This window comes from Candidatus Enterococcus murrayae, assembly GCF_017315985.1.
In the GTDB taxonomy this organism is placed as follows: Bacteria; Bacillota; Bacilli; order Lactobacillales; family Enterococcaceae; genus Enterococcus_A; species Enterococcus_A murrayae.
Window position 1 is genome coordinate 18,848 of the sequence record NZ_JAFLVR010000042.1, and the last position, 15,847, is coordinate 34,694.

At 38.9% G+C, this 15,847-nt stretch carries 16 protein-coding genes; 14 read left to right on the forward strand and 2 right to left on the reverse strand.

What is annotated here, in order from left to right; translation table 11 throughout:
* Positions 1-6 precede the first annotated feature (6 nt).
* Positions 7-306 carry a YciI family protein gene (locus JZO85_RS16525; RefSeq protein WP_207109621.1) on the forward strand — a complete coding sequence of 100 codons (300 nt, stop codon included), beginning with the start codon at positions 7-9 and terminating at the stop codon, positions 304-306.
* Between the two features lie 14 nt (positions 307-320).
* Positions 321-620 (forward strand): YciI family protein, encoded by a 300-nt coding sequence (locus JZO85_RS16530; protein WP_207109622.1) that lies wholly within the window; start codon positions 321-323, stop codon positions 618-620.
* A 42-nt stretch (positions 621-662) separates the two neighbouring features.
* On the opposite strand, the gene JZO85_RS16535 is transcribed toward JZO85_RS16530, so the two are convergent.
* Entirely contained in the window at positions 663-1,229 is a 567-nt protein-coding gene (locus JZO85_RS16535; protein ID WP_207109623.1) for a hypothetical protein, read from the reverse strand.
* A gap of 126 nt (positions 1,230-1,355) precedes the next feature.
* Between JZO85_RS16535 and JZO85_RS16540 the strand changes: the two genes are divergently transcribed.
* The 6 genes from JZO85_RS16540 to JZO85_RS16565 all read left to right on the forward strand — a co-directional run bounded on the left by JZO85_RS16540 (position 1,356) and on the right by JZO85_RS16565 (position 7,498).
* Positions 1,356-2,891: an ABC transporter permease/substrate-binding protein gene (locus JZO85_RS16540; RefSeq protein ID WP_207109624.1), complete on the forward strand. Its 1,536-nt coding sequence runs from the start codon at positions 1,356-1,358 to the stop codon at positions 2,889-2,891.
* Positions 2,892-3,842 (forward strand): ABC transporter ATP-binding protein, encoded by a 951-nt coding sequence (locus JZO85_RS16545; protein ID WP_207109625.1) that lies wholly within the window; start codon positions 2,892-2,894, stop codon positions 3,840-3,842.
* Positions 3,843-3,844: 2 nt separating this feature from the next.
* The gene (locus tag JZO85_RS16550) at positions 3,845-5,170 is read left to right on the forward strand and encodes a dihydrolipoyl dehydrogenase family protein (protein WP_207109626.1); all 1,326 of its coding nucleotides are present in this window, start codon (positions 3,845-3,847) and stop codon (positions 5,168-5,170) included.
* 74 nt (positions 5,171-5,244) lie between these two features.
* Positions 5,245-5,931, forward strand: a complete 687-nt coding sequence (locus JZO85_RS16555) for a hypothetical protein (RefSeq protein ID WP_207109627.1) — start codon at positions 5,245-5,247, stop codon at positions 5,929-5,931.
* Between the two features lie 6 nt (positions 5,932-5,937).
* On the forward strand, positions 5,938-6,837 hold the full coding sequence (locus JZO85_RS16560; RefSeq protein ID WP_207109628.1) for a sce7725 family protein: 900 nt from the start codon (positions 5,938-5,940) through the stop codon (positions 6,835-6,837).
* Between the two features lies 1 nt (position 6,838).
* Positions 6,839-7,498 (forward strand): GNAT family N-acetyltransferase, encoded by a 660-nt coding sequence (locus JZO85_RS16565; protein ID WP_207109629.1) that lies wholly within the window; start codon positions 6,839-6,841, stop codon positions 7,496-7,498.
* Here JZO85_RS16565 and JZO85_RS16570 read toward each other — a convergent pair.
* Complete coding sequence (locus JZO85_RS16570; RefSeq protein ID WP_207109630.1) at positions 7,478-8,020, reverse strand: guanylate kinase; 543 nt, start codon at positions 8,018-8,020, stop codon at positions 7,478-7,480. The genes JZO85_RS16565 and JZO85_RS16570 overlap by 21 nt on opposite strands.
* Before the next feature lie 67 nt (positions 8,021-8,087).
* On the opposite strand from JZO85_RS16570, the gene pbp4 reads away from it, so the two are divergent.
* The 6 genes from pbp4 to asnB all read left to right on the forward strand — a co-directional run bounded on the left by pbp4 (position 8,088) and on the right by asnB (position 15,806).
* On the forward strand, positions 8,088-10,112 hold the full coding sequence (gene pbp4, locus JZO85_RS16575) for a penicillin-binding protein PBP4(5) (RefSeq protein WP_207109631.1): 2,025 nt from the start codon (positions 8,088-8,090) through the stop codon (positions 10,110-10,112).
* A gap of 55 nt (positions 10,113-10,167) precedes the next feature.
* Positions 10,168-10,350 carry a hypothetical protein gene (locus JZO85_RS16580; protein ID WP_010744869.1) on the forward strand — a complete coding sequence of 61 codons (183 nt, stop codon included), beginning with the start codon at positions 10,168-10,170 and terminating at the stop codon, positions 10,348-10,350.
* Between the two features lie 207 nt (positions 10,351-10,557).
* Positions 10,558-11,595 carry a DUF1002 domain-containing protein gene (locus JZO85_RS16585; RefSeq protein WP_207109632.1) on the forward strand — a complete coding sequence of 346 codons (1,038 nt, stop codon included), beginning with the start codon at positions 10,558-10,560 and terminating at the stop codon, positions 11,593-11,595.
* A 216-nt stretch (positions 11,596-11,811) separates the two neighbouring features.
* Positions 11,812-12,660: a hypothetical protein gene (locus JZO85_RS16590; RefSeq protein ID WP_207109633.1), complete on the forward strand. Its 849-nt coding sequence runs from the start codon at positions 11,812-11,814 to the stop codon at positions 12,658-12,660.
* Complete coding sequence (locus JZO85_RS16595) at positions 12,660-13,691, forward strand: hypothetical protein (RefSeq protein ID WP_207109634.1); 1,032 nt, start codon at positions 12,660-12,662, stop codon at positions 13,689-13,691. Before JZO85_RS16590 ends, JZO85_RS16595 begins: the two co-directional genes overlap by 1 nt.
* A 234-nt stretch (positions 13,692-13,925) precedes the next feature.
* Positions 13,926-15,806, forward strand: a complete 1,881-nt coding sequence (gene asnB, locus JZO85_RS16600) for an asparagine synthase (glutamine-hydrolyzing) (RefSeq protein ID WP_207109635.1) — start codon at positions 13,926-13,928, stop codon at positions 15,804-15,806.
* The last annotated feature ends 41 nt before the right edge of the window (positions 15,807-15,847 follow it).

Consider the following 15,847-nt stretch of genomic DNA (forward strand, 5'->3'; position numbering starts at 1 on the left):
AAAAGCATGGAAGAATGGTTGTATGTCATGATGATCAAAAAAACGAAAGAGTATCGTAAATTAAACAAAGCTGGAGTGACCGCTCATGTAGAAAATTTACGCAATTTAGATATTGAAGGGAATATTGAATTGGCGGGGGCCTTCAAAGGGTATCCTGGAATGGCAGGGATGTTCATCCTCAAAGCCAAAAGCTACGAGGAGGCAGAGACCATTTGTCAGCAAGAGCCATTAGTCGCTGCTGGATATGCTACTTACGACCTTCATCGCTTACAAGTTGCAAATAAAGAAAACAATTATTTGTTATAGGAAAGGAGAAAAAAATGAAAAAGGAAAGTACGCTATTTGTTAGGACGGATTATAAAATTGGAGAGGACGAGGTTACGGACCAAGTAGCAATGGATTCTGCCCAATATTTGAAACAGCTATCGGAGGAGCGATATCTGACAGCAGGAGTATTTGGTGATATGTCCACTGAGATAATCGACGGTGCGATGGTGATTTTTGAAGCGGAGAATCTGACAGAAGCGGCTGCAATTTCTGAGGCAGATCCTGTGATTAAAAGTGGACTTTACCGTTACGAGCTAAAACAGTGGCATGTACTAGTAGCAGCGGATGAGTAGTAAAAAAGGAACGACTCACAAAAAAAGTCGTTCCTTTTTTAGTTAGATCGATCGAAAAAGTTCCAACATTTCTTCGGTCCGTATTCTAGTAGGTTCGTTTAGTGTACTCAACTCTTCGGAAATCTGATTTGCAGAGGCTTCTCTCAACAGGAGCAGTCGATAAATTAAACGTAGGTCTTGGCGGCGTACTTTTGGCAAATGCTGCATCAAGACTCGATTGAAATCAGCGTTCATTTGATTGATTCCAATTAATGGTTCTTTTTGTATTGTGTAATTTGTTAAGTAATGATCGAAATCCTGCATTGCTCTTATTGAGTTTTCGGGAACGAAACCAGAGGCCCACGCGGCAGTTGCTAAAATGAAGCTGTCTGCATCAGATAATGCTTTCTGAAAACCAATAACCGTCGCATTCAAGACATTCTCTTGCAATGCATCAAAAATGGCGGGCTCATTTTGTTTGATTCGTAAAAAATAGTTAGTGAAGCCATCACTGTTCAATAAATTTAAATCAATAGCTTTGAACCAATTATAATGATGAGAATTCAAATATGAATAGGACTTATCCTGTTTAATTAGTTTGATTTTCTTTAATTCTTCGATTGTTTTCATTTTTTTCCTGCTTTCTTTACTTGGTGTTCATCGCTATTATACTACTTTTCACTCGAGCCAATCTTTTTGCCTCCCTTTTTGATTAAGTTATACTGAAAATAGGTCATAATTTTGAAAGGATATTTTATGAATGAATTAATGAATACTTTTAGTGAAAGAAAGGACGAGCTTTTATCGGCGATCTTTCAACATTTAGCGATTTCTTTGAGTGCCTTATTGATCGCAGTCGTCATTGCAATACCGTTGGCAATCTTACTAAGTCAGCGGAAAAAAATGGCGGAGGTTGTCTTGCAAATAACCAGTATTTTGCAGACGATTCCTTCTTTGGCATTGTTAGGATTACTGATTCCATTTGTTGGTATCGGCACTGTTCCTGCGTTGATTGCGTTAGTTGTCTATGCGTTGTTGCCGATTTTCCAAAACACTTATATTGGCTTAGCTGAGATTGATCCGTCAATTGAAGAAGCAGCTGACGCATTTGGGATGTCTCGGATGCGAAAATTGATGCGTGTTGAACTGCCTATGGCGATGCCGGTAATTATTTCCGGCGTTCGTACAGCATTGGTTCTAATTATTGGAACTGCCACATTGGCCGCGTTGATCGGAGCTGGCGGATTAGGGACATTTATTTTACTTGGTATCGACCGAAACGATCCCAACTTAACGTTAATAGGGGCTATCAGTTCAGCTTTACTCGCAATCATTTTTAGTACATTGATTCGCTTTTTACAGAATCGCAGCGGTAAAGCGACTCTCATTGCACTAGGGGTAATCTGTTTAAGTATTGGCGGAATCTTCTTTGCACAAAATAATCCGATTGGAACAGAGACGGTGACGATTGCCGGAAAACTGGGCTCAGAACCAGATATTTTAATCAATATGTACAAAGAAGTAATCAAGGATGAAGATGCTTCAATCAATGTAGAATTGAAGCCGAATTTTGGAAAAACGAGTTTCTTATTCAGCGCGGTAAAAAGTGATCAAATTGATATTTATCCTGAGTTTACTGGAACGGTTCTAGAAAGTTTAGTAAAAGTTCCGAAAAATACACCTGATAATTTATCACCAGAAAAAACGTATCAAGAGGCGAATAAATTATTAGATTCGCAGTTTGACATGCGTTTATTGAAACCGATGGATTACGAAAATACGTACGCCTTGGCCATGAAGAAAGACGAAGCAGAGAAGCGCAGTATCACCAAGATTTCTCAGCTCCAAGCGCAACAGAATCAATTAAAAGCAGGCTTCACATTAGAGTTCATTGATCGCCAAGACGGCTATCGTGGAATCCAAGACAAATATGGTGTGAAATTGAGCTCTGTCCAAAGTATGGAGCCTGCACTACGCTATCAAGCGATCAATACTGGTGACGTCGATGTTATCGATGCTTACTCTACTGATAGCGAGATTAAGCAATATGCGTTAGTAACTCTCGAAGACGATCAACATCTTTTCCCGCCATATCAAGGCGCCCCTTTAATGAAGAAAGAATTTGCGGATAAGCATCCAAAAGTTGTTAAAGCCTTGAACCGATTAGCTGGTAAGATCACAGAAGATCAAATGATCGAAATGAACTACCGGGTCAACGTGAAGAAAGAGCAGCCAGCGAAAGTTGCCCATGACTTCTTAGTGAAAGAAAACATCATTGGGGAGGAGAAATAGATGGAATCGATAATTGAATTTAAAGACGTTAGTAAAGAATTTGAAGGGAATGTCGTTTTAAAGGATTTGAATTTCTCAGTTAAAAAAGGAGAAATATTCGTCTTGGTTGGTCCTTCAGGAAGCGGGAAAACAACTTCTTTAAAAATGATCAACGGATTGATCGAACCGACTGACGGCAATCTCTATTTTAAAAATAAACGAATTAAGGATTACAATATTCAGAAGCTTCGTTGGCAGATTGGCTATGTTCTCCAGCAAATCGCTTTATTCCCTACGATGAGTGTGAAAGAAAACATCGAAGTTATTCCAGACATGCTTGGATGGGACAAGGAACGCCGTAATAAGCGGGTAGATGAGTTGCTGAAGGAAGTCGATATGGAGCCTGAACAGTTTCGAGATCGGATGCCTAGTGAACTATCTGGCGGACAGCAGCAGCGAATTGGTATTATCCGTGCACTTGCCTCAGAACCAGATATTGTTTTAATGGACGAGCCCTTTAGTGCGCTTGATCCGATTTCGCGAGCGAGTTTACAGGACCTTGTATTAGAGCTGCATCAAAAATTAGGCAATACGATTATTTTTGTGACACATAACATGAAGGAAGCAATGAAAATCGGCAGTCGTATTGCTGTAATGCATGAAGGCAAGTTGATTCAATGTGACACACCTGAAGAAATCCAAAAGAATCCTGCAAATCGGTTTGTTGAAGAATTTTTTGATGAAACGACTGACGAAGTCTACACGCAAACATTGGAAGTCTTGTATAATGGCGGTTTTTACCAAAGGACAATAACAGATTTTAATTTGCAAAGTTTAACTATGGATACCAGTCTAAGTGAAGTCTTTGATTTATTAGCCGAAAAAGAAGCGTTTATTATTGAACGTGATGGAAAACCAATCGGCTTGATTAATCGTAGCGATGTCTTTCGTTTTTTGAGCCAGGAGGGTTAAGAATGGAAAAATATGATGCAATAGTAATCGGCAGCGGACCGGCTGGAAATTCTGCCGCTTATACCTTAAAGGAACAAGGAAAATCTGTCGCGATCATTGAGTCAGATTTATGGGGCGGGACTTGCCCAAATCGTGGATGTGACCCAAAAAAAATGCTGATGAGTGGCGTCGAAGCACAAAAGCGGATTGAAACAATGATCGGAAAAGGATTTGAACAGACGCCCAAAATTGTTTGGGAAGACTTGATGGCTTTCAAAAGAAGCTACACAGACGATGTTCCAAAAAATACGACAGCTGGTTTGGATGCTGCGGAGATTGATCGGTATAAAGGACAGGCAAGTTTTATTAATGCTAACCAAATTATCGTTGATGATCAAACACTTGCTGCGGAGCAATTTTTGATCGCAACCGGACAACGGCCAGCGGTATTGCCAATTGAAGGACAAGATTTGCTGCAAAGCAGTACGGATTTCTTAGCTTTGGAGCATTTACCAAATAAAATCGCTTTTATTGGTGCAGGCTATATCGCATTTGAGTTAGCAGTAATCGCTAATGCCGCAGGTGCTGAAGTTCATATTATCCACCACAATGATCGGCCCTTGAAGGAATTCGATCAGGAGATGGTGCTGGGACTAGTAGATCACATGAAGGCAGCGGGTATTCAGTTTCACTTTAACGTAGACACAAAAGCTGTAGAGTTAATGTATCCAGCTTATCAAATTACTGGCGAAAACTTTGAGTTGGCAGCTGATATGGTTATTGGAGCTACCGGCCGAATTCCAAATGTTGAAGGCTTGAATTTAGAAAAAGCTGGGGTCGAATATGATAAAAAGGGGATCAAGGTCGATGATCATTTGCGTACATCTCAACAGAATATTTTTGCCTGTGGAGACGTTGTAGCAAAAAATGCGCCAAAACTTACCCCCGTCGCTGGTTTCGAAGCAAGCTATGTTGTGAATGCCATGAGTAAGGATGTCGAAGCGATTGAGTACCCATTGATTCCGACAATTGTCTTTGGGGATCAACGCTTGGCTAGAATCGGTTTAAGTGAAAAAGAGCTTGCTGCTCATTCAGAGAAATATCATTCTGAGACAACAGATTTATCTAGTTGGTACACCTATCAACGAATCAATGATCAAGGGGCTAAAATAAAATTTGTCTATGATGAAGAAAATAGAGTGGTCGCGATTACTTGCTTAAGTCAATTGGCGGATGAAATAATTAATTATTTTCTACTGGTTTTGACGAAGAAAATGACTCATGAGGAAATTGAGAAATTAATTTTCGCTTATCCTAGTCCTGCTAGTGATCTTTCATATTTTATTTAAAACAGAGGATATCCTCTGTTTTTTTTAATGCAAATATGCTAAAGTTTACGAAAATACGTTCCCATGGTGAGATTATGAAAACGACATTAACACAAGAAATCGAAAAGGCTTTATATTATTATTGCATTGAATTGGGAGGGATCGTTGTCGAGGAGGTAACGATGCCTGACGAGAACGGGATCGTTGATACACTAGCCTGCTTCTTTAAGCCAAATATGACTGAATGGCGTTGCTATGAATTAAAAGTCACCAAGGCTGATTTTTATTCAAAGGCGAAGCTTTCTTTTATTGGACACTACAATTATTTTGTTTTGACAGAGGAACTTTTTAAAAAGGTGCAAGAAGACATTCCAAATGAGATTGGTGTTTTAGTGTATCGTCCATATACAAAGTCAGAGGATTTGCCGGCAAACGGAACCTTTTTCATAGCTAAAAAGCCTTTGAGAAGAGACTTACTGGTGGATGATCTTGCATTGACGCAACGATTTACAGCGTCGCTATTTCGTGAAGTACAAAAAGCTAAACGAATGTCCTACGGCACGAGCTTTTTCTCGACGGAGCAGCTATACAATGAGTTGCGCCGGCGTCTAGATGAAAAAGACAGTTTACAGGAAAATAATTATTATCAGCGGTTTATTGAAGACGTCCAATCTGCTCGCATCGAAAGTTTAGAAGAGGAGCTTCGAGCATTAGAGCAGGATTACGAATTTTTACGTCAACAAAGACAGGTACGACGACGGCCGACTGAACCCTTGGAGTGATTTTTAATGTACTATCCATATTTACGAGGAAAACAGTTCGATCTTTTAGCAGTCACCACCTTAATCAAAGAACAACGCTGGTCAGGATCTATTCGTCCTATTATTGAACCCGTTCGTGATTCGGCGACCTTAAAGAAAACGATCGAATTATTTGACGAAAACGATATTGTTTGTTATTTAATAATGAATCCGCAAGTCGGAACCGCCAAGCTTTTTGAAGAAAAGCGGTTTGACTGGAATTTAAGTGATTCTACTAGTGTAAAAAAAGCAGAGATCGTAACTAAAGAGAATCCTTTTGACGCGGAGCTGTATTTATTCAATGCTCATTCTCCCCGTAAAACAGGAATGTTTGCTATTGAGAGTGATGATCTTACGGTTATTCCAGATCAAGGAAGATTTAGAATTTTAGATATTCCAAATAAAATTTTACTCAGAGAAGCCTTCCATTCGAGAAAAAATATTGCTGATTACGCTGAAAAAGCAGATGATTTTTTTGGTGATGAGCATCTGTACTTTGCATCTGATTCAATCGGGTTCAGTGATTACACGATTGAAGGTAGTCGTTATTTTGACAAAGGTGGTCCAAGTCGCGCACTTGCGATTCATATTAGCTATTTTGATGCGTATTTTAATATAAGAATCAAGCACTTTGTGTCTGATAGTAATGAGAATGCGCAGAATCAAGTAGGGAAGTTTTTCGAAGCATTAGACAAGTTAACAGAATGGTACTCACGTAATCAAGATCAATTATTATTGACACTTGGACTAGAGGAACTGTTAAAATATCAAGAAACGAAAAAATTTCCAGGATTAGGGACGATCAAGAAGTGGTCCTTGGCACACCACTTAGAACTGATTGGAGCTTTTCTCGAGCAAGGCGATCATTGGCAGAGAGGATGGAAGTAAAGTGGGATATGAAGATGAAGATTTTATTGTCAGACAGGCAAAACAAATGGGTGAGCTTTTAGGTGGCATACTCGGCAAAAAAGAGGCAGAGGCAATCCTTTCATTTGGCGATGAAGCAGCAATAAGCGAATCCAATGAACAAGTAGTTGATTTTCGACCAAGTACTCTGTCGGATTTGCCGGCAATCGGACTTATTATCGATGAGGCCAAGCAATATCTAAAGGAACAAGGCTCTCCTCAGTGGCAAGATGGACATGAACCTCATGAGGCAGTAATTCGGGAGGACATACGTAAAAAAGCGAGTTATGTATTGACTTTAGGGGGCGAGATTGTTGGTACAGCGGCTCTGATCGCTGGAAAAGATCCAGTCTATGAAGCGATTGAGGGTGAGTGGCGAGGCGAAGGGCCTTATGTTTCATTGCATCATGTGGCAGTCAGTCAAAAGCATCGGGGAATTGGTTTGGGGAAGAACTTATTAACCTCAGCAATCAAAAAAGCACAAGCTTTGGGATATGAAGATATCCGAATTGATACGTATCCTGCCAACCAGCCGATGCTGGCTCTAATAGAAAAATGCGGCTTCACCTATTGCGGCATGATTCATTTTCCGTTTGAGCATGGGGAACGCAAGGCTTTCCAATTATTTCAGAGCCTTGCGTAATTGAAGAAGCATTTCATCTAAAGAAGCTTCACCATCGATCTCGATTAGATTTGAATATTTTTTTAAACGAACGAAGCTTTCTTGGTCTTCTTGAAAAATAGCCAAACGCCGTTTTAGATCTTCTGCAGATGCGCGTTTTTCAAGTCTACCAATCATTGTTTCTTTGGAGATGCTGATCCAAATGGGGACCATTTGATCGCCAAAGAGACGCTGCAGGTTAATAAAGCCGGTCGTAGTGATTGGATCATAGCAATCGCCGGCAGCCAATGCTTCGCGCAGAGTTTCTTTAGCAATACCATAAAAGTGTTCATCATAAACATCGTATTCGGCAAATTGATCGTGATTCACCATTTGCTTAAACTCTTTTTTAGAAACAAAATAATAATCACGCCCGTGTATTTCATCTTTACGCGGAGCACGCGTCGTATAGGATACAATCTTTTGTTCAGGAGCGAAGGCTTTTTCAGCCAAGCTGGTTTTTCCTGAGCCGCTTGGTCCAATAAATAGGTAACAGTGATTCATAATTAACACGTCCTTTTTTTACAGTATAAAGAAAGAGGATGAAAGATGCTAGGGAGGGAATCTTATTATGGATAGAACTACACGTAATAAAAAAGAAATGAATAAAGGGCCGATTATTCTTATCGGTATCATTGTAGTGCTCATCGCCGGCTTTTTCGGTGTGCGAGCTTACCAAACAAGTCAAGTTAAAAAGCAAGGGGAAGAGACGATCCAAGCCTTTGTGAAGCATTTACAAAAGGGCAACTATCAAGAGCTTCCTAAAAGCTTAAACGCTGACTCCATGAAGAATAGTGGGTATTCAAAAAAACAAGTTGTGGAGAAATACCAATCAATCTTTTCCGGTATCAGCGCTTCAAACATCAAGCTGAAAAATTTGACGGTGGATAAACAGGGAGATGATTTTCATTTTTCTTATGCTCTATCAATAAATACCGGATTTGGACAATTAAAGAACCAAAAATATTCTGGTACGTTGACCGACGGAGGCAAAGAGATTAATTGGAAGCCGAATTTGATTTTTCCAGGTATGTCTGGGAAGGACAAGATTAATTATTCTGTTGATCCAGCGATACGTGGCGAGATAGTAGATCGCAGTGGTCAGGGACTTGCAACAAACGGAACTGTCTATCAATCAGGTATTGTTCCGAAAAATCTTGGCAGCGGGGATGAACGAACGACAAGGATCGAAGCCATTGCAAAAAGCGTAGGCATGACTGTTAAAGACGTTGAAGCCGCATTATCACAGGCTTGGGTACAGGATGATTTTTTTGTTCCTTTAAAAACAACTGCAGAGGCTCCAAAAGAAACACCTGAAGGATTAGAAGTTAAGGAAACAACAGGTCGAACCTATCCGTTAAAAGAAGCTGCTGCGCAACTAATTGGATATGTCGGCAAAGTAACGGCTGAAGATATGAAAAAAAATAATGATCTTGCTAGTGATAGCTTAATCGGACGCAGCGGACTGGAAAGGGCTTTAGACAAGCAGCTCCGTGGAAAAGATGGCGGCTCATTAGCCATTTTGGATAGTAAAGGCAATGAGAAAAAGGTTTTACAAACAGTTGAAAAAAAGGATGGCGAAAATGTTAAGTTAACAATTGATAGCCGCGCTCAGCAAATCGCTTATAATGGATTAAATGGTCAAGCAGGTTCAAGTGTTGTAATGGCTCCAAAAACCGGAGATTTATTAGTTGCGGCTAGTTCACCAAGTTTTGATCCGAATAAAATGACGAACGGTATTAGTCAAACTGATTATGATGCGTACAGCAACGACAAGAATCAACCATTTATGAGCCGTTTTGCCACTGGCTATGCACCAGGTTCTACCTTTAAGACTATTACCGCAGCCATTGGTTTAGATGCGGGAACTCTGAATCCAAATGAAGAACTAGCGATCAACGGCCTGAAGTGGCAGAAAGATAGTTCATGGGGGTCTTATCAGGTAACTCGTGTTTCCGATGTAAGTCCGGTTAATTTAAGAACGGCTCTAGTCTATTCAGACAATATTTATATGGCACAAGAGACACTGAAAATGGGAGAAAAAACTTTCCGAACAGGATTAAATAAATTTGTCTTTGGAAAGGACTTGGATTTACCGATTGCAATGGATAAAGCCCAAATATCCAGCAAAGACAGCTTTGATTCTGAGATATTATTAGCAGATACAGGCTATGGACAAGGACAATTATTGATGAATCCAATTCAACAAATAACTGCTTATTCTGTCTTTCCTAACAAAGGAACAATGGTCTACCCTAAACTGATCGCTGATAAGGACACGATAGACAAGAAAGATGTTATCAAAGCTAGCTCCGCAGACATTATTAATGGTGATATGCAAGCAGTTGTTAGTGATGAAAACGGTACGGCTCATAGTTTAGCAGCATTGAATATTCCGCTGGCTGCTAAAACTGGAACAGCTGAAATCAAGCAGAAGCAGGACGAAAAAGGGCAAGAAAACAGCTTTCTATATGCTTTTGACTCAGAAAAACAAAATTACTCAGTCGTAGAATTTTTAGAGGATAAGGCGGAAGGTACTTCTGCAACAGAGCTTTCAAAAGAGTTGCTGACTTACTTAAACCAGACGTATCAATAAAACACTTGTCTGAAAAGCTGATGCTTGGTAAGATATCCAAGAAGGACGGTGTCTTATGAACAAGCGACAACGAAAAAAGCAGGCTTATAAGCAATATATTCGAGCAATTTTTGAAGGCTACGAAAAAATGCTGGAGGATTCCAGTATCAAGGAATTACATTTTAATTATTTAAAGGAAACGACTTACTTGGAACGTGATGACCAAGATAAGATTCATTTTACAACAAAGGAAAAGTAATTCTTAATAGGCTTCTCAGCGAAATATGCTGGGAGGTCTTTTTTTGTAAAAGGCATAGCATATCAAACTTTGCCACCTACTTAAGACTGAGAAAAAGGTTAAGAGATTCTTAGCTTAGTAAATAATTGTTTAAAGAAGAGGGATCTTAGTAAGCAAAAAAAGATAAATCAGCTAAAATGTATATATCAATGTACAGGAGGCAATAAGATGAAACTTCATAAATATATATTATTAGCAGGTTTAGGCCTTTCTATAGGTACTGGACTGATTAATCAAACGAAGGTCCATGCAGATTCTGATGATGGAGCAATCAATGAACGTTGGGGGAAGCCTACATTTGTCGCTGGAGCTGGATTGAATCAGCAGCAATTAAATGAAACGATGGATAAATTGGGAATCAACCAGGATAGCGTGAAAATGGAGCAAGCGACTGGGGCTGATCTTGTAAAGTATTTAGGGTATGGCAGTGGAGATGACAGTGTTATGTTGAGCTCGGTCGTCGTAAATCGGGAAGATCAAGGAAAGGGAATCAATGTAAAAATATTGACTCCTCAAAACATCACCCAGATTACCGCAGATCAATACAAGAATCCTTTAGTTACAGCTGGTATCACTGATGCAACGGTTAAGGTTGCTAGTGTGGTGAAAGTAACAGGCGAGAGCGCTTTGACTGGTGTATACAAGGCTTTTGAATCTAATGGTGAAACTGTTGATCCTCAACGGGCGCAATTGGCACAAACAGAACTAGACACTACCTCAGATGTGTCTCAATCGGTCGTAAATAAAGCTAATGAGCAAAGTCAAAACCAAAATCTATCTGACAGTGAAAAAGAAAAGGCAGATGAGGCTTATAAAGCGCAATTGAATCAAACATTGGTTGATATTAAGAAAGACTTGGCTGAGCTGAAGGAAAAGCAAGGAGAGTTGGCTACTAAAGAAGATGTGGAAAAAATCGTTAATGATGCACTAGAAAAGAATAATTTATCACAATATGTTACGAAAGACGATATCAATAAATTAGTGGCTTTGGGGCAAAAGTATCAAACAACAGATGGTGTGTTAGATAAAGAATCCATTGAGCAGTTAGACAAGATCAGCAACGATTTCAAAGGAACAGTTAATAAAGTTTCTGATCAGCTCGGTAAATTCGGCGATTCTCTCAAAGGAACGTTGGAAGACAATCAAGGTTTCTTCGCAAATCTATGGCAGCAAATCAAAGATTTCTTTGGCGGAGCAGCAAAATAATTAAAAAGATTGTGTCATTTTTTAAGTTTGACACAATCTTTTTTTAGTATCCTTAACAGTTTATGCTTATCATTACGAGCCTGCTAGGGTAAAATAGAGAAGTGGGTTCCAATTCTAAAGGATAAAATTAGATTATTTTCTTGTTTGAATTGGTTCAAGAATAATTATGGTAATATTTATTATATAATTAATCAAAAAAATAAAGGAGGGTCTTAGATGGAGACTCCAGAAAAACAGGAAGAACTTCAAACTGAAACATCATTTGATTCAGTGAAAGAATCTGCTTCCGATGTGTTAGGTGGGTTGATGGGGCAGATCAGACGGTTAGAAGAGGCAATGAAAGCAGAGCGAATGGGCGATGTTTACCAAATCTACTGGAATGAATTGCCGGCCTCGATCCAACAATCCAGCAATGCGAATCATGAGATCGATAATTTCTTGACAAGTAAGTTGGATCAAGAAATACAGAGGACGTTCCCATTTATGATCATGCGTGATGTCGTTTCACCAATTTTGATAAATTATCAGATCGGCAGTTATTATAGGGACCGCGCGGTCTTACAGGTTGATGCAACACAACCGACGATAAAAATATTACCTGAAATTCGTGAGCAATGGGAAAAGGCTCTGAAGGATGGGTATAAGGAACAGTTAGCAGAGCTTCAAAATCAACAGGATGACTTTGATGCGAAGACAATTGCTGCTCAGTCCGAATTACGGGAGCTCAATGGAAAAATTGCTCATCAAGAAAAACTTAAAGCTGAGTTGGAAGAAACGAAAAGCTTTATGAACCGTAAAAAAGTCGAAGAAGAGATCGAAGTGATCGATAGTAAGCTAAAAGAGTTGAAGCAGCAGCGGAGTCAGTGGACACCTTTTGTTGGCGATCAATTATCTGGCGAATCGCAAAAAATTGAATTAGCAAATCGAATTGCCAGTCTCTCGTTAGAGCAAGCGATTGCCACAAAAGAGCTTCGATTAATCAACAAGCGTTTTGGCGGTTTGGAAGAAATGGATACCGCGCTTGAGATTTTTATCAAGGATTTTCTAACTAGGGGGGCGGAATAATGACTGAAGAAAAGAATAAGATCAATCAAATTTATGATACTTTGGTCGATTCAGAAGAACCAGGCTTGAATATTCGTGAAAAAGAGATTCTTCACCCCGATGAATCAACAGAAGAGTCAAATGAAGCCTTTAAGTCTGTGCCTCAAACGAAGCCTGTCAGCGACTCCTCTTTAAATTACTATGATAACCGTGAAGAGAACTATCAAGATTTATTGAGTTTAATTGATGATGCGGAAAAAGAAATCGCTGATCTGAAATTTAGAAAAGTCTTGATGGAATCTGATTTTCCAACATTGTTGGATTACTTCAAGAAGATTTTTATTAAAGAGGAAATGTCGGCCTCAGCGATTGCCAAGGGTGCGCTATTAGAATATTTTACTTTTGAGTTGATCAAACCATTACAAAATCATGATCTGCACCTTTCAACCAATGAATTTTCGACTTGGGAAAGTAAACACTTTAATCTTTCCTATCGATTGACTAGTACAAATGAAATCAATTTCAGCTTTATGATGCCGACCTCTGATGGTAAATTTCGCAGTGAGAAAATCAAACTGATGGAAGTTTATCCTGAAACAATGAAGGTGACGGTTTTAAACGATGCAGTCTTAACCTTATTGAAGGATTGCTACAACAAACACATTTATACGAGTGGACAAAATTCAATGTTCAGCCGTGAAATGAATGACGTCATGGCTCATATGAAGGATTTGGGCTTTGATTTTGATGAAAATCTTTTGGATAATAGTCAACCGCTTGATCTAGCGATAGACCTTCATCACAAAACACCGGTAGAAGTATTAGATAAGATTTTCATCACTGCGATGGATAATGATAATTATGATTTTAAAAAGGTTGATGAAAATAGCTATCTGGTAGCATTAGATGGCAATCAAACGGTAACGATCAATCAAAATCTTAAGGATCAAACGAGCAGCTTGAAATTGAATACAGATCGCAAAAACAAATCATTAATCGAGTTCTTCGGCAGCTATCCTTTCTTAGTTCCGTTGACAATTACTGATGAGTAAGAATGAAACAACAAGCGTTGCATCAATTAAGATGCAACGCTTGTTGTTGTAAATGTTTTTTTTTCTCCAATTATTTTGCCGATTATTACGAATATCCCTTTGAAAAAAATTAAATTTTTAGGCTTTTTTCATAGGAAATCACGTTCACTCGTGAAAGTCCGCAAATCCTATGATATACTTTGAAAGTTGATATGAAAGAGTATCATTTACCATGTTTGAAAGAGGGTAGATAGTGTGTGTGGAATTGTAGGATTTATTGATCGTTCAAATACAACGCAAAAAGAACAAATTGTTAAAAATATGATGGATACGATTGTTCATCGCGGACCAAACAGTGCAGGACAATTTATTGATGAAGGTGCTGCATTAGGATTTCGCCGATTAAGTATCATTGACCTTGAAGGCGGTACGCAGCCTATCAAAAACGAAGATGGAACAAAAATCATTACCTTTAATGGAGAAATTTATAATTATCAAAGTATTCGTGAAGATTTGATTGCAAAAGGACATATTTTTACGACTCATGCCGATACCGAAGTTTTATTGCATGGCTATGAAGAGTATGGCATTGAGCTATTGCAAAAAATTCGCGGGATGTTTGCCTTTGTGATTTGGGATACGGAAAAACAAGAATTATTCGGTGCACGTGATCATTTTGGGATCAAACCGCTATATTATACGATAATGAATGGTACTTTTATGTACGGTTCAGAGATTAAAAGCTTCCTGCAACATCCTAATTTTGTGAAAGAATTGAACAAGGAAGCCTTGAAGCCTTATATGACTTTCCAATATTCAGCGTTAGATGAAACCTTCTTTAAAAATGTTTACCGAATCAAAGAAGGGCATTATTTCATTTACAAAGATGGGAATTTAGATATCCAGCAATACTGGGATGTCAAAGAACAAGAAACAACGATGACTTTAGAAGAAACGGTTGATTTGATTGATGACACGGTTTTGAAATCTGTAGAAGCTCACCGAATCGCCGATGTTGAAGTTGGTTCATTCTTGTCTTCTGGTGTGGATTCAAGTTATGTAACAGCTGTTTTACGTCCGGAGCATTCTTATTCGATTGGGTTTGGTGACAAGACTTACAATGAATCAATCGAAGCAAAGAAATTAGCCGATTTAATCGATCTTAATAATACCTCTCGTGTGGTTACAGGTGATGAAGCATTCGAATATTTTCCGCTGATTCAATATCATTTAGATGAACCTGATTCTAACCCTTCTTGTGTGCCATTATATTTCTTAACAGAACTTGCTAGCCGTGATGTAAGGGTCGCATTGAGTGGAGAAGGTGCTGACGAATTATTTGCTGGTTACCAAGCATATGGTATGAATACGAAATCAAAAGCCGTCAAAGTTGTAGCGGAAGGCTTGAAGAAATTGCCTAAAAATATGCGTTACTCAATCGCAAAAGGATTGAAGGGAAAATCATTCAAGGGTGCTTTGCATTTGTATACGTCATTAGCTCCAGCTGAAGAATTCTTTATTGGCCAAGCAAAAGTCTTTGAAGAGGATGAAGCTGTCGATTATTTACAACCTGAATACCAACAAAGTCCAACAATCAAAGATATTGTTGATGTTCATTATGAAAAAGTTCAGGATATGTCTGAAATCAAAAAAATGCAATATTTAGATATGCATCAATGGATGCCTAAAGATATCTTATTGAAAGCCGATAAATTGGCTATGGCTAATTCTTTAGAAGTTCGTGTACCATTACTAGACAAAGAGATGATGAAGGTCTCTGAAATCGTACCAACAAAATATTTGATCAACGCAGAAAATACAAAATTCGCGTTCCGCCAAGCTGCGGCCCGTCATTTACCAGAGGAATGGTATAATCGAGAAAAACTTGGTTTCCCAGTGCCGATCAAGGATTGGTTGCGTGAAGAAAAGTACTACCACATCGTTCGCGAAGTGTTCACACAAGAATTTGTTAAGGAATTCTTCGATCAAGAGAAGATCGTGAAGCTACTGGATGATAACTTTGCCGGAACAGCAGATGGTCGTCGGAAAATCTGGACGATTTATACTTTCTTAACTTGGTATCAAGTGTATTTCATCAATGATGGAATCAAACCGGTACCTGCTGCGATTGCATAAGTTGTTTGACAGATTTGACAAACGTTAAATGTCACGTTAGA